The sequence below is a fragment of the Caballeronia sp. A2-2 genome (genome assembly GCF_057612605.2).
In genome coordinates this window covers 3441141-3455682 of the sequence record NZ_CM172587.1, presented here as the reverse complement: position 1 = coordinate 3455682, position 14542 = coordinate 3441141, and the positions used below count along the sequence as shown (strand labels likewise).

Below are 14542 nucleotides of genomic sequence, written 5' to 3'. Positions count from 1 at the left end.
AAACAAAAACCCCACCTGAACAGGTGGGGTTTTTGCATTGGGCGACAAGAAAACGAAGTCAAAGCGCCAGAAATCTTTCCGCCAAACGTACCCAATACGTCGAGCCCACGGACAACAACGCGTCATTGAAGTCATAGTTCGAGTTATGGAGCATGCAGGGCCCCGCGCCATGCCCGTGTTCGCGATGCCCTCCATCACCGTTACCGAGGAACGCGTAGCAGCCCGGTTTTTCGAGCAACATGAACGAGAAATCCTCGGCGCCCATGGTTGGCTCGACCGAGCTATCGACTTTTTCTACACCCACGACTTCCGCCATCACCTTGGCTGCAAAAGCTACTTGCGACGCATCGTTGATTGTCGGCAGATAGTTGCGGTCAAGTTGAAGCACGGCTTCGCAGTCATACGCTGCCGCTGTCGCTTCGACAATTCTGCGCATGCGCGATTCAATTAAATCAAGCGTCTCAACGGTGAACGTACGCACCGTGCCGCCCAGCCATGCACGATCCAGCACGACGTTCGGAGCATCGCCAGCGTGGATCTGCGTGATCGAGAGCACCGCCGTATCGATCGGTTTCTTGCTGCGCGTGATAATGCTCTGAAGCCCATTCGCAATTTGCGCGGCCGCGAACACCGGATCACGTCCGTTATGCGGCAACGCCGCGTGCGACCCGGTGCCCTTCAAGTCAATGCGAAAGACATTGCTCGACGCCATAATCGGCCCGTCGGTTACCCCAAAGTGGCCTGCGGGCATACCCGGCCAGTTGTGGATACCGAAAACCGCATCGACGGGAAAGCGAGTGAAGAGCCCGTCCTCGATCATGGCTTTCGCGCCCGCGCCACCTTTCTCGGCAGGCTGGAAAATGAACACGACGGTGCCATCGAAATGTCCGTGTTCTGCAGGATGTTTCGCGGCGCCGAACAGCATCGCCGTATGGCCGTCGTGGCCGCAGGCGTGCATGCTGCCTGCGTGCGTCGAACGATGTTCAAAGGAGTTGAGCTCTTGAATGGGCAACGCGTCCATATCTGCACGCAGGCCGATGCATTGTCCGCCGGAGCCCCGCTTCAAAACGCCGACCACACCCGTCTTCCCCACAGCCCGATGCACTTCAATACCCCATCGTTCGAGACTGTCGGCGACTAGCCTCGCCGTGCCCACCTCCTCATAACGCAACTCCGGATGAGCATGGATCGTTCGTCGCAGCGCTTTGATTTCGTCGTGTGATGCTTCGATTTCAGGGATCAGGTGCATTTGAACTGCGCTCTCGTCTCAATTCGGATCGCGCGCATTGACAATGCGCTAAGTCATTACATTCCACGCCGCGAGTATTTAGCGGATCGAACGGTTGGGCAGGTGGCGCACGTAATAGAATTTCGTCATCTGCCGCCATTATCTGGACTGACCGGACCGCCCCATGAACGCCCCCGCCGAATTTGCACGAGCCGTTTGCCCGCACGATTGTCCCGATACTTGCGCGATGCGCGTCACGGTGAAAGACGGCAAGGCGGTGAAGATCAGCGGCGACCCGGACCATCCGCCGACGCAGGGAGTTCTCTGTACAAAAGTCACGCGCTACGCCGAACGCACGCATCACAAGGATCGGTTGTTGACGCCGATGCGACGCGTCGGCCGAAAAGGCGAGGGCCGTTTCGAGCCGATCGGCTGGGACGAGGCGTTGCAACTCGCTGCCGACCGCCTCGCGCCGATTGCCAAACGCGCGCCCGAAGCGATCGTCCCGTACAGCTATGCGGGCACGATGGGTCTGATCCAGGGCGAAAGCATCGCGGCGCGATTTTGCAACGTGCTCGGCGCGTCGCGGCTGGATCGCACGATTTGCGCGGCGGCCGGAGCAGCCGGGCTTCGCTATACCTATGGCGCGAGTCTCGGCATGCACGTCGAGTTTTTCGAGGAAAGCGAGCTGATTCTGATCTGGGGCGCGAATCCGATCGCATCGAGCCTGCATTTCTGGACTCGCGCGCAAGAGGCGAAGCGGCGCGGTGCGAAACTCATCGCGATCGATCCTTATAAGTCGTTGACCGCTGAGAAGTGTCATCAGCATATCGCGTTGAAACCCGGCACCGATGCAGCGCTCGCGCTCGGCATGATCCACGTGCTGATTAACGAAAACTTGATCGACCGCGCGTATATCGACGCCCACACGCTCGGCTTCGATCAACTGGCGACGCGCGCGGCACAGTATCCGCCGGCGCGCGCCGCGCAGATTTGCGGCATCGACGAACAAACCATAGTCGAACTGGCGCGAGCGTTTGGTTCGACGAAGAAAGCATCGATCCGCTTGAACTACGGCATGCAAAGAACACGCGGCGGCGGCAACGCCGTGCGCGCGGTTGCGTGTCTGCCGTCGCTGACCGGCGCGTGGCGCGATCGCGCGGGCGGATTGCTGTTGTCGTCGTCGGGCTGGGCACCCATCGACAACGCCGCGCTCGAACGCCCGGACTTGCTGCCGGGCTGGCCGACGAAACTACCGCGCATCATCAATATGAACGCCATCGGCGATGCGCTCCTTCATCCCGGCGACGAAGCCTTCGGCCCGAAGGTCGAAGCGCTGATCGTCTACAACTCGAATCCGGTGGCGGTGGCGCCGGACTCCGAGAAGGTCGCAGCAGGATTCGCGCGCGAAGATCTGTTCACCATCGTTCTCGAACACTTCCAGACAGACACCGCCGACTATGCCGATCTGATTCTTCCGGCCACCACACAGCTCGAACACCTCGACGTACACAAGTCCTACGGGCACACGCACGTGATGGCGAATCTTCCAGCGATCCCGCCCGTCGGCGAAGCGCGGTCGAACACGGAGATTTTTCGCGGCATGGCGCACGCGATGGGCCTCACCGAACCGGCGCTGTTCGAAAGCGACGAACAACTCGCGTCCAACTCGCTGCGCTGGAACGACCCGGCGCTGGCCGGACGCGACTGGGAAGCGCTGAAAACATCCGGCTGGCTTCAACTCGATGTCGCGCAGGCACCGCTTGCCGAAGGCGGTTTTCGCACGCCGTCCGGCAAATGCGAGTTCTACAGTGAGCGTCTCGAACGCGAAGGCCTCGATCCGCTGCCGGACTATCTTCCACCTTACGAGTCCTTAGATGGCGCGCCCGATCTGGCAAAGCGCTATCCGCTCGCCATGATCTCGCCGCCCGCCCGCAATTTCCTGAACAGCAGTTTCGTCAATGTCGAGAGTTTGCGTTCGACGGAAGGCCAGCCGCATCTCGACATTCATCCGGCAGATGCCGGAACGCGCGGCATCATCGAAGGCATGTTGGTGCGTATCTTCAACGATCGCGGTTCCATGCAAGCGCGTGCTCGCGTGACCGAGCGTGCGCGCGAAGGCGTGGTGGTCGGCCTGTCGATCTGGTGGAAAAAGCTCTCTCCCGATGGCCGCAACGCGAACCAGGTCACGAGCCAGGCGCTGACAGATCTCGGAGGATCGGCGACGTTCTATGACTGCCTGGTCGAAGTGGAGCCAATGCATTGATGATCGAAGGCAAAACGCCTGCTTGGTGGCGTCTAACCCAGTTGTCGGAAACAGAGCAAGCAGCTAGCATCTCGTTTTCGCACGACCATTCTAAAATCCTATAAAGGAGACGCCCTATGGATAAACCGTGGGTGAAGTCTTATCCGGCGGGTGTGCCGGCGGAAATCGATGCATCGGAATATCGGTCCGTTTCTGCGCTGCTCGAAGACAGTTTCCGCAAGAACCGCGACCGGCGCGCGTTTCTTTGCATGGGCCAGTCGATCACGTATGCCGAACTCGACGAGAAATCGAAAAATCTCGCCGCGTTTCTACAGAACAAGGGCCTCAAGCCTGGCGCGCGCGTCGCGCTGATGATGCCCAACGTGCTGCAATATCCCATCGCGATTGCGGCGGTGTTGCGCGCGGGGTTCATCGTCGTCAATGTGAATCCGCTTTATACGCCGCGCGAGCTGGAGCATCAGATCAGGGACAGCGGCGCGGAAGCCATCGTCATTCTCGAAAACTTCGCGCATACCTTGCAGGCGGTGATTGCGAACACGGCGATCAAGCATGTGGTCGTCGGCGCGATGGGCGATCTCATGGGCCTCAAAGGCCTGCTCGTGAATTTTGTCGTGCGTCGCGTGAAGAAGATGGTGCCCGAATGGCACCTGTCCACGTACACGCGTTTCAACGATGCACTCGCCGAAGGCGCGCGTCACACGCTCACGCCGGTCGATCAAAAACCGGATGACGTCGCGTTCCTGCAATACACCGGCGGCACGACGGGCGTGGCCAAGGGCGCGACGCTCACGCACCGCAATCTGATCGCGAACGTGCTGCAGTCCGAAGTGTGGCTCGATCCGGCGCGCAAACGCCGGCCCGACATCGACCAGTTCGTTTGCGTGGTCGCGCTGCCGCTGTATCACATCTTCGCGTTGACGGTGTGCGGCATGCTCACCATCCGCACGGGCGGTTTGGGCGTGCTGATTCCGAATCCGCGCGACATCGCGGGAACGATTGCGCAGCTCAAGGGCGTTCAGATCAACACGTTCCCGGCGGTGAATACGCTCTACAACGCGCTGCTGAATCACCCGGATTTCGCCAAGCTCGATGTATCGAAGCTCATCGCGGCCAATGGTGGCGGCATGGCGGTGCAGGAAGTCGTCGCCAAGCGTTGGTTCGCGGCGACGGGCGTGCCGATCATCGAAGGATACGGCCTGTCGGAAACGTCGCCGTGCGTGACGTGCAATCCCGTGACCGCCAGCGAATACACCGGCACCATCGGGCTGCCGTTGCCATCGACGGAAATCTCGATTCGCGACGATGAAGACAACGAAGTACCGCTCGGCCAGCCGGGCGAAATCTGCATTCGCGGACCGCAAGTCATGGCTGGCTACTGGAACCGTCCCGACGAAACGGCCAAGGTCATGACGCCGGACGGTTTCTTCCGTTCGGGCGACATCGGCGTGCTGGACGCGCGCGGCTTCGTGAAGATCGTCGATCGCAAGAAGGACATGATTCTCGTGTCCGGCTTCAACGTGTATCCGAACGAAATCGAAGATGTCGTCGCCATGCTTCCGGGCGTGTTCGAAGTCGCCGCCGTCGGCGTGCAGGATCAGAATTCGGGCGAGGCGGTGAAGCTGTTCATCGTGCGCAAGGATCAGAGTCTGACCGAGGCGGATGTCATCGCGTATTGCAAGGAGCGGCTCACGGGTTACAAACGTCCGCGCGCGATCGAGTTCCGTAATGATCTGCCGAAGAGCAACGTCGGCAAGATTCTGCGACGGGAACTGCGCGACGGCGCGGCCTCACCTTTGAAAAGCTAAGAACGAAAAAAAGGCGCCCGAAGGCGCCTTTAATCGATACCGCGTTTTTACGACTTATTAGAACTTGTGGCGGATGCCGACCAGCGCAGCCACTTGATTCGACGTCGTCGACGGCGCGAGACCGTTGATGTTCGCGACAGCCGTGCGGTTCGTCGAGTCCGTGCCGCTGGCGTGTTGGTACAGGCCATCGACATAAACGTCGGTGCGCTTCGACAGGAAGTAGTCCACGCCAACCGTGCCTTGATGGTACTTGGCGTTGCCGAGGCTGTAGCCCTTCGTGTAGTCGTACGCCGCGCCGAGCAACAGCGCCGGGGTCAACTGATACTTGAAGTTGACTTCGGCGTTGTGGAACTTGCCCGTGCCGCCCGTGAAGCCGCCTGCCGGGATCAGGCCAGCGCCTGCGTCCTGACCGACATCCTTGAACTGCGTGTTGCTGTAGGTCGCGCCGACAGTCGCCGCGCCGAACGTGTAAGCGCCGCCTGCCGAGATCACTTGCAGCGTGTGAGCCGAGGCGTAGCCCGAGATCACGCGGCTGTTCGGCAGGTTGTTTGCCGACGGCGTCGTTGCTGCGGTACGCGAGGTGGCGTTGTTGCCCCAGAACGAGAAGTTCGGGTCCTTGACGTTCAAGTACGCCGCGCCCAACTGCAACGGACCTTGCGAGTAGCCCACGCCCGCCGACCAGATCTGGTTGCGGTTGAACTGGCCTGCGTTGCCGCCGAGGCTATACAAACCGCCGAACGTGAAGCCTGCGTAGTTCGCGCTCGTGAACTTGATCGAGTTGTTCACGCGGTTCGAGTTGTTCATGTTGTCGAGGTCGCCGGGGTGCGCACCGTAGAACGTGCCCCACTGGCTACCGACTTCGAACGCGCCGGTGTAGTCGACCACGGAGTCGTACTGACGACCCAACGTGACCGTGCCGAACTGCGCCGTCGACAGACCGACGTATGCCTGACGGCCGAACTCGTCGCCGCCTTGACCCAGCGTGCCGTTGAACACGTTGAAGCCGTTTTCCAACACGAAGATGGCCTTCAGACCGCCACCGAGATCTTCCGTACCACGCAGGCCCCAGCGGCTGCCCTGCACGTTACCGCTGCTGGTGAAGAAGTTGTGATGACCGCCAACGTTGTTCGCGTAAGCGATACCTGCGTCGATGATGCCGTACAGCGTCACGCTGCTCTGCGCATGTGCGGCGCCAGCGAAGACGCCCAATGCAGCCAGAGCGAGAAGCGACTTTTTCATTAATGGATCTCCAAGGAGTGTTTGCGACTTGCGGCAAGGTCACTGTTCTAGCGCCAGTGTGTTGACGGTCCTTGCCTTACTTCGTAACGAAGTTGAGACGTAATGTAACAAAGAGGTCTTGACGCACAAAGGAAAAGGGGGCGGTGTGCGCGGCTCGTGTGACGTTTACGCAACATGCGCTAAAATCTTGGTTTTGCAGGATTTTCGCGACTCGCGTTTGCCCTAATTACCAAAAACGCGTTCGTTGCCGGGCGAAAAGTCGCATTTTCAGCGCCGAGCATAGGGATTGCTAACTATCGGCAAGCGTCCGTTTGCAAGCGCATGAACCACGTCTGAGAGGGAAGAACATGACACTCGATGAAGTCATCAGCGAGTTCGACCGGGGCCTTCGTTCCATGGCTGGCATCAGTCGCATGTCGCGGCCGGTTCCGGAGTCGGACATCGCGGGCAATCTTCAGGAAGACGGCCTGCTCATGAACGAAGCGCAACTCAGCGAAGAAGAACGCGCGCATTCGGCGGGACTCATGCGCGTGAATCACGTCGGCGAGGTTTGCGCGCAGGCGCTTTATCAGGCGCAAAAACTCGCGACACAATCGCCGGAACTCAAGGCGAGTTTCGAGCACGCCGCGCGCGAAGAAGAAGATCATCTCGCGTGGACTTCGCGGCGTCTGAGAGATCTGGATTCGCGTCCGAGTTTGTTGAATCCGATCTGGTATGCGGGCGCGCTCGCCATTGGTTTCGCGGCGGGTCGGCTGGGAGATCGTGCGAGCCTCGGCTTCATGGCCGAAACCGAACGTCAGGTGGAGCAGCATCTCGACGGCCACATGAAGACGCTGCCTGCGAACGATCACGCATCGCGCGCGATCGTCGAACAGATGCGCCATGACGAAGCCTCGCATGCGGCGGCGGCCATCGGCGCGGGCGCGAGCGAAATGCCGTTTCCCGTTCGCATGCTGATGCGCGCGGCATCGAAGGTCATGACGCGCACGGCTTATTACATATAGAGCAATCGCGCTTCACCATTATCCGAACGACGCGCTTTGCATCTGAGAGATCGGCCTGAAAAACGGTTACATTTACGCCGTTAGCCGGGCCGATTTCATCTTTTACCTTCACATCCCGCACTAGCTTCATAATTCATATAGCTTTTCTTCTTTTACGACACTTCAAGCCCGCTCGCTAAGTCCTTGTTCTAGCGGATAAAAACACGTTGAAAAAATCTTACGCGTCTTGACCGACCAATAGGCTTCCTCTAAAGTGGGAATTGGTGTGAGAAAGTGGTCTTTTGTGTGATGCGGAGGTCATTTTCAACCCAAATCGCGGCGGGACGGACGCCATCGTGGGCGTCGAAGTTTGCAACGGGGAGAAGGGCGAGTGTTCCAAGGAGCGTCGGCGCTGACGCTCGATGCGAAAGGCCGGCTGTCGGTTCCTTCTCGCCATCGGGATGCGCTGCAAATTCAGGCAGAAGGCCGGGTGACGCTCACAAAGAGCCCGGATGGATGCCTGTTGCTCTTTCCCCGCCCCGAGTGGGAACGCTTTCGCGAAAAGGTCGCCGCGCTTCCCATGGACGCCATGATGTGGCGGCGCATCTTCCTTGGCAATGCAATGGACATGGAGCTGGACGGCTCCGGGCGCGTGCTGGTCTCGCCCGAGCTTCGTTCGTTCGCCGTCATGGAAAAGGACGTAATGCTGCTCGGAATGGGCGCGCACTTCGAGTTATGGGATTCAAAGCTGTACGCGGCGAAGGAAGCTGAAGCCATGGCGCAGGGCATGCCCGAGTCGCTCAAGAACTTCACCTTCTGACGCGGTGGCTTAACAAATGGCACCTGCGATGAGAAACGAACTGCAGCATCGCACGGTGTTGCTGAAGGAAGCGGTAGACGGACTGATCACGCGCACGGACGGCATCTATATGGATGGCACCTTCGGGCGCGGCGGTCACAGCCGGGCAATCCTGCAGCGGTTGGGCGAAGCGGGGCAACTCATCGCTTTCGACAAAGACCCGCTGGCCATTGCCACGGCGCAACAGATTCAGGATTCGCGCTTTTCGATCGTGCACGACAGCTTCGCGTCCATGCGCGAAGCCGCGGCCGAACGTGGAGTGCAAAAGGTGTCGGGCGTATTGCTGGACCTTGGCGTGTCGTCGCCGCAAGTGGACGACCCGGAGCGCGGCTTCAGCTTCCGCGCGCAAGGACCGCTCGATATGCGGATGGACCCGACTCGCGGCGAGTCGGCGGCTGAGTGGCTCGCCCGGGCCACGGTGCAGGAAATGACGGAGGTGATCAGAGATTATGGGGAAGAACGGTTTGCTTTTCAGATTGCAAAGGCGCTTGCTGCTCGCAGGGCAGAGTCCGACCGTCTTGGGCCTCTCGACAGCACGCGCGAGCTTGCCGAAATCGTGGGTCACGTCGTCAAAACCCGTGAGAAGGGCAAGGATCCGGCAACCCGCACCTTTCAGGCTATACGGATTCACATCAATCAAGAGCTTGCGGAGCTGCAAGTAGTTCTCGAATCGGCATTATCGATGTTGGAGCAAGGGGGGCGGCTGGTCGTGATCAGCTTTCATTCGCTCGAAGACCGGATCGTCAAACGGTTCATGCAGGCGCAGTCCAGCGCGCCGGCCTTGGACCGGCGTTTGCCGATCCGCGCGGTCGATATTCCCAGCGCGCCGTTGCGCGTGGTGGGCCGCGTGTTTCCGAGCGATGCTGAAGTGGCCGACAACCCCCGCGCCCGTTCCGCCGTGATGCGCGTCGCCGAGCGGGTCGCGGCATGAACCGGCTCAACATCCTTTTGCTGATCGTCGTGCTGGGGTGCGCGCTGTCGGTCGTCAGCGCCACCAACAAGCAGCGGCAGGTTTTCATCGACGTGCAGCGGGCGCAGTCGCAGGAACGCCAGCTTCAGCAGGATTACGCACAGTTGCAGTATCAGCAGAGCGCGTTGTCGAAGACTTCGCGCATCGAGCAGTTGGCCACTAACTCATTGAAGATGCAGCCCGTGACCACCGGCCGCACGCAATACCTCACCTACGACCCGGCGACCGCCAAGGCCGCCGATGCACCCATGCCGCCGCCGCTCCCGGCGTCGGCGCCGCCTGCACGCGGAGTGAAGCGATGAAAAAATCCGCGAAGCAAAAAGACATCGCTCACACGCCGAATCCGCTGCTCGCCGTGCGCCTGCCCATGTGGCGCTCGAAGTTCGTCGTGTTCCTGTTGTTCATGGCGTTCGTCGCGCTCGCGGGCCGCGCCTTCTGGATTCAGGGTCCGGGCAACGCGTTCTTCAAGAAGCAGGGCGAAAGCCGCTATCAGCGCACGCTCGAAATGCCCGCCACGCGCGGGCAGATTCGCGACCGCAACGGCCTCGTGCTGGCAACGAGTTTGCCGGTGAAAGCCATCTGGGCCATTCCCGAAGCCGTGCCGAACGACCTCGACGCCGACAAGTTCGCGCAACTCGCGAAGCTGCTCGACATGCCGCCCAAAGAGTTGCACGCCAAGCTCTCGATGGACAAGACCTTCGTCTACGTGAAACGTCAGGTGCCGGTCGAAGTCGCGCAGAAAGTCGCGGCGCTCGATATTCCCGGCATCTATGCACGCGGCGAATACAAACGCTTCTATCCCGAAGGCGAAATCACCGCGCATCTGATCGGCTTTACTAATATTGAGGACAGGGGTCAGGAAGGCGTCGAACTGGGCGACCAGAACGTGCTCGCCGGAACGCCGGGCATGCGTCGCGTCATCAAGGACCGCATGGGCCATATCGTCGAGGATGTCGACGAACAGGTCGTGCCGCACAACGGCTCGGACGTCGAGCTCTCGATCGACAGCAAGATTCAGTACATCGCGTACACGAACCTCAAGGCCGCCGTCGAGAAGTCGAAGGCGAAGGCGGGCGCGGCGATCGTCATCGATACGAAAACCGGCGAAGTGCTCGCGCTCGTCAACTATCCGACCTACAACCCGAACGACCGCTCGCGCATGACCGGCGAGCAACTGCGTAACCGCATTCTCACGGACACCTTCGAGCCGGGCTCGATCATGAAGCCGTTCACCGTTTCACTCGCGCTGGATCTGCACCGCGTGACGCCCAATACGCTCGTCGAAACAGGCGGTGGCGTTTTTGTGCTCGACGGCGCGCGCATCACGGACGATTCTGGCTTCGGTACGTTGACGGTTGGCGGCGTCATTCAGAAGTCGAGCAACATCGGCGCGACCAAGATCGCCATGCAGTTGCGCGCCGAGGAAATGTGGAACATGTACACGAGTCTGGGTTTGGGTCAGGCGCCGAAGGTGGGCTTTCCGGGTGCGGTGACAGGCCGTTTGCGGCCTTGGAAAAGCTGGCGGCGCATCGAGCAGGCGACCATGTCGTATGGCTATGGTTTGTCGGCGTCGCTGTTCCAGCTTGCGCGCGCGTACACGGCCATCGCGAACGACGGCACCATCCTGCCGGTTTCGATTTTCCGCACGCCGGGCGATCAGCCGCCGCTCGGTCAGCAAGTGTTCTCGCCGACTACCGCGCGTGAAGTGCGCACCATGCTCGAAGCGGTCGTGTCGAAGCAGGGCACGTCGCCGGATGCCGCGGTGCCGGGTTATCGCGTCGGCGGCAAATCGGGCACGGCGTACAAGCACGCGGGCCGTGGCTACGATCATTCGAAGTACCGCGCGTCGTTCGTGGGCATGGCGCCGATGCCGAATCCGCGCATCGTCGTGGCCGTGTCGGTCGATGAACCCACGGCGGGCAGCCACTTCGGCGGACAGGTTTCGGGACCGGTGTTTTCGAGCATTGCGGGCGATACGTTGCGCGCGCTGAATGTGCCGCCCGATATGCCGGTGAAGCAAATGGTCGTGAACGACGATTCGAACTCCGCAACGCAGCCGGGCAACACGAACGGCGCGAACGGCGCGAACGCCACGAACGGCAACAACAACACGAACACGGCGAAGAAAGTCGCTGTGTCGGGCAATGCGGCCACGGCGAAGAAAGTGGCCGTATCGAGCAACACGAAGACGCACCCGGGAGTCGTGCGATGAGCGCGCGTCCCGGTCAGGACGAGATGCAGAAAGACGTTTCAGACGCCGTGGACTGGCTGCGCGTGCACGCGCCGCCCGAGGCGCAATTGCACGCGGACACGCGCTCGCTGAAAAGCGGCGACGTGTTTCTCGCGTATGCCGTCGATGGCGCGGACAACCGTCCGTACCTCGAAGCCGCGCTCGCGAGCGGCGCGGCATGCGCGCTCTATCAGCCGGAAAATTTCGCAGCGCAGCCGGATGCCACGAAGGCACGCGCGGTCAAGTCGCTCAACGAACTCGCTGGTCCAATTGCCGCCGCGTGGTACGGCGAGCCCACGGCATCGATGCTGACCATCGGCGTGACCGGCACGAACGGCAAGACTTCGTGCAGCACGTGGATCGCGACCGCGCTTTCGGCGTTGGGCCGTCCGTGCGCGATCGTCGGGACGCTCGGCATCGGCATGCCGGGCAAGCTCATGCATAGCGGCTTCACCACGCCGGACGCACCGCAACTCCAGCGCAATCTCGCGCAGTTGAAGGCACAAGGCGCGGAAGGCGTGGTTATGGAAGTTTCGTCGCACGCGCTGCATCAGGGGCGCGTGAACGGCGTGGATTTCGACATCGCCGTGTTCACGAATCTCACGCAGGATCATCTGGATTATCACGGCACGTTCGAAGCCTACGAAGCCGCGAAAGCGCGCTTATTCGCGTGGCCGACGCTCAAGACCGCCATCGTCAATCGTGACGATCCGGCCGGTCAGCGTTTGATCGAATCGCTGCGCGGCAAGATGCGAACGATTGCGTTCGGCGTCGAAATGCCCGTTAACGTCACGCCCAGCGCGGATGCCATGCTGCTCGCCACGCAGGTTCGCGCGACCGCGACCGGCACGGCGTTTCATCTGTCGTCGGATTGGGGCGAAGCGGAAGTCGAAGTGAGCACGCTCGGCAGCTTCAACGTGAGCAATCTGCTCGCGGTGCTCGGCGTGTTGCTCGAAGTCGGCGTGCCGTTCGAGACTGCCATCGCGCGTATCGAAAAACTCGAATCGGTCAATGGCCGCATGGAGCGTCTCGGCGGGCGTCTTGCGAACGACGAACCGCTCGTCGTGATCGACTACGCGCACACGCCCGACGCGCTCGACAAGACCCTTGCCGCGCTGCGCCCGATGGCGACCGCACGCGGTGGCGCCCTCATCTGCATGTTCGGTTGCGGCGGTGATCGTGATGCCACCAAGCGTCCGCTCATGGGCGCAATTGCCGAACGCGTCGCCGATCAAGTGGTCATCACCAGCGACAACCCGCGCAGCGAAGAACCGATGTCGATCATCGATCAGATCGCGCTCGGCATGACAGATTCCGCGAAGGCGCGCCGTATCGAAGATCGTGCGAGCGCCATTTTGCAGGCCATCCGTTGCGCGGCGCGTGAAGACGTCGTCGTGCTGGCGGGAAAGGGCCACGAAGCCACGCAGGAAATCATGGGCAAGAAGCGCGCGTTCTCGGATCAGGATCACGCGCGTCTCGCCCTTGCCGCGCGCGCCACGCAGCCCGTGCAACACGCTCGCGGAGGCGGCGAATGACCATGTTCACTTTGCGCGAAGCCAGCGCGCTCATCCCCGGCGCCACATTCAGCGGCGACGGCGAGATCGAGATCGAACGCATCGTGACGGACAGCCGCGGCATACAGGCCGGCGATCTGTTCGTCGCGGTGAAGGGCGATCGTTTCGACGCGCATGACTTCCTCGATCAAGTTGCGAAAAGCGGCGCGGCCGCAGCGCTCGTGTCCCGTGAACCGAGCAACGGCAATGCCTGGCCGCTGCCGGTCATCAAGGTAAAGGACACGCGCGCGGGTCTCGGTGCGTTGGCGCACGGCTGGCGCAAGCGTTTCGGCATGCCGATCGTTGCCGTGACGGGCAGCAACGGCAAGACCACCGTCAAGGAAATGATCGCGTCGATCTTTGCTGCTGCGGTTGGCGAAAGCGCGCGGCTCGCGACGGCGGGCAACTTCAACAATGACATCGGCTTGCCGCTCACGCTGTTTCGTCTGAGCGCCGCGCACAAGCTCGCGGTCGTCGAACTCGGCATGAATCATCCGGGCGAAACGGAAGTGCTCGGCAAGATCGCCGCGCCCACGGTTTCGGTCGTGAACAACGCGCAGCGCGAGCATCAGGAATTCATGGCGACGGTCGAAGCGGTCGCGCTCGAACACGCGTCGGTCATTCACGCGCTGGGCGACACCGGCACCGCCGTTTTCCCCGCCGACGATCACTACGCGAGCATCTGGCGCGTCGCTGCCACGGGCAATCCGATCATGGATTTCGCCCTCACCGACGACCCCACGAAAGCCGCCGTCACCGGCACATTGCAAGGCACGACGGTCCACATGCACACGCCGCAAGGCCAGGTCGATGTCGCGCTGAACGTGCTCGGCGAGCACAACGCGCGCAATGCGCTGGCGGCGGCATCGGCGGCGCTGGCAGCGGGTGTTTCGCTCGACGCCATCAAGCGCGGTCTCGAAGCGTTCCAGCCAGTGAAGGGCCGCCTGCAAGTGAAGCGCGCGCTGCTCGGCACGCTGAACGGCGCGACCGTCATCGACGACACGTACAACTCGAATCCCGATTCCATGCGCGCGGCCATCGATGTGCTCGCCTCGCAACCGCAACCGCGCGTGCTCGTGATGGGCGACATGGGCGAAGTCGGCGAGGAAGGTCCGGCGTTTCATCGCGAAGTGGGCGCGTATGCAGCGGAGCGCGGCATCGATGCGCTGTTCGCCCTGGGCGATGCCAGCGCCGATTCCGTGAACGCATTCAACGCGAAGTCATCGAAGCAGGCCGGCGTGCATTTCGCCGATGTCGGCACATTGATCGCAGCACTCGATAACGCGGCTTATGGAAACCGCGCCACGTATCTCGCAAAAGGTTCGCGCTTCATGAAGATGGAGCGCGTGGTGGACGCCTTGACGAGTCCACAACCAACCGCTGCGGGCGCATCGCCCGCCGCACACTGA

Annotated in this window: 11 protein-coding genes; 9 read left to right on the top strand and 2 right to left on the bottom strand. The window is 61.4% G+C overall.

The features are described from left to right. Nucleotides 1-58 precede the first annotated feature (58 nt). Nucleotides 59-1249, bottom strand: a complete 1191-nt coding sequence (locus tag ACZCWR_RS16300; protein ID WP_487301752.1) for a M20 aminoacylase family protein — start codon at nucleotides 1247-1249, stop codon at nucleotides 59-61. Nucleotides 1250-1412: 163 nt separating this feature from the next. Here ACZCWR_RS16300 and ACZCWR_RS16295 point away from each other — a divergent pair, with 163 nt between their 5' ends. Further along, the gene (locus tag ACZCWR_RS16295; RefSeq protein WP_487301751.1) at nucleotides 1413-3494 is read left to right on the top strand and encodes a molybdopterin-containing oxidoreductase family protein; all 2082 of its coding nucleotides are present in this window, start codon (nucleotides 1413-1415) and stop codon (nucleotides 3492-3494) included. Nucleotides 3495-3610: 116 nt separating this feature from the next. Continuing rightward, nucleotides 3611-5299, top strand: coding sequence for a long-chain-fatty-acid--CoA ligase (locus tag ACZCWR_RS16290; RefSeq protein ID WP_487301750.1), 1689 nt, complete (start codon nucleotides 3611-3613; stop codon nucleotides 5297-5299). 57 nt (nucleotides 5300-5356) lie between these two features. Here the strand turns inward: ACZCWR_RS16290 and ACZCWR_RS16285 are convergent, their stop codons facing one another. Further along, nucleotides 5357-6538 carry a porin gene (locus tag ACZCWR_RS16285; RefSeq protein ID WP_487301749.1) on the bottom strand — a complete coding sequence of 394 codons (1182 nt, stop codon included), beginning with the start codon at nucleotides 6536-6538 and terminating at the stop codon, nucleotides 5357-5359. 347 nt (nucleotides 6539-6885) lie between these two features. On the opposite strand from ACZCWR_RS16285, the gene coq7 reads away from it, so the two are divergent. The 7 genes from coq7 (at nucleotide 6886) to ACZCWR_RS16250 (ending at nucleotide 14542) form a co-directional block, all read left to right on the top strand. Beyond that, a complete protein-coding gene (gene coq7 / locus ACZCWR_RS16280; protein WP_487301748.1) occupies nucleotides 6886-7542 on the top strand; it encodes a 2-polyprenyl-3-methyl-6-methoxy-1,4-benzoquinone monooxygenase in 657 nt (218 codons plus the stop codon). A 370-nt stretch (nucleotides 7543-7912) separates the two neighbouring features. Continuing rightward, nucleotides 7913-8341: a division/cell wall cluster transcriptional repressor MraZ gene (mraZ, locus tag ACZCWR_RS16275; protein ID WP_487303354.1), complete on the top strand. Its 429-nt coding sequence runs from the start codon at nucleotides 7913-7915 to the stop codon at nucleotides 8339-8341. Nucleotides 8342-8357: 16 nt separating this feature from the next. Then, nucleotides 8358-9311, top strand: a complete 954-nt coding sequence (rsmH, locus tag ACZCWR_RS16270; protein ID WP_487301747.1) for a 16S rRNA (cytosine(1402)-N(4))-methyltransferase RsmH — start codon at nucleotides 8358-8360, stop codon at nucleotides 9309-9311. Further along, nucleotides 9308-9652: a cell division protein FtsL gene (gene ftsL / locus ACZCWR_RS16265; protein WP_487301746.1), complete on the top strand. Its 345-nt coding sequence runs from the start codon at nucleotides 9308-9310 to the stop codon at nucleotides 9650-9652. The genes rsmH and ftsL overlap by 4 nt, the downstream gene beginning before the upstream one ends. Beyond that, nucleotides 9649-11562, top strand: coding sequence for a peptidoglycan D,D-transpeptidase FtsI family protein (locus ACZCWR_RS16260; RefSeq protein WP_487301745.1), 1914 nt, complete (start codon nucleotides 9649-9651; stop codon nucleotides 11560-11562). Before ftsL ends, ACZCWR_RS16260 begins: the two co-directional genes overlap by 4 nt. Further along, a complete protein-coding gene (locus ACZCWR_RS16255) occupies nucleotides 11559-13115 on the top strand; it encodes a UDP-N-acetylmuramoyl-L-alanyl-D-glutamate--2,6-diaminopimelate ligase (protein WP_487301744.1) in 1557 nt (518 codons plus the stop codon). The genes ACZCWR_RS16260 and ACZCWR_RS16255 overlap by 4 nt, the downstream gene beginning before the upstream one ends. Beyond that, on the top strand, nucleotides 13112-14542 hold the full coding sequence (locus tag ACZCWR_RS16250) for a UDP-N-acetylmuramoyl-tripeptide--D-alanyl-D-alanine ligase (protein ID WP_487301743.1): 1431 nt from the start codon (nucleotides 13112-13114) through the stop codon (nucleotides 14540-14542). The genes ACZCWR_RS16255 and ACZCWR_RS16250 overlap by 4 nt, the downstream gene beginning before the upstream one ends.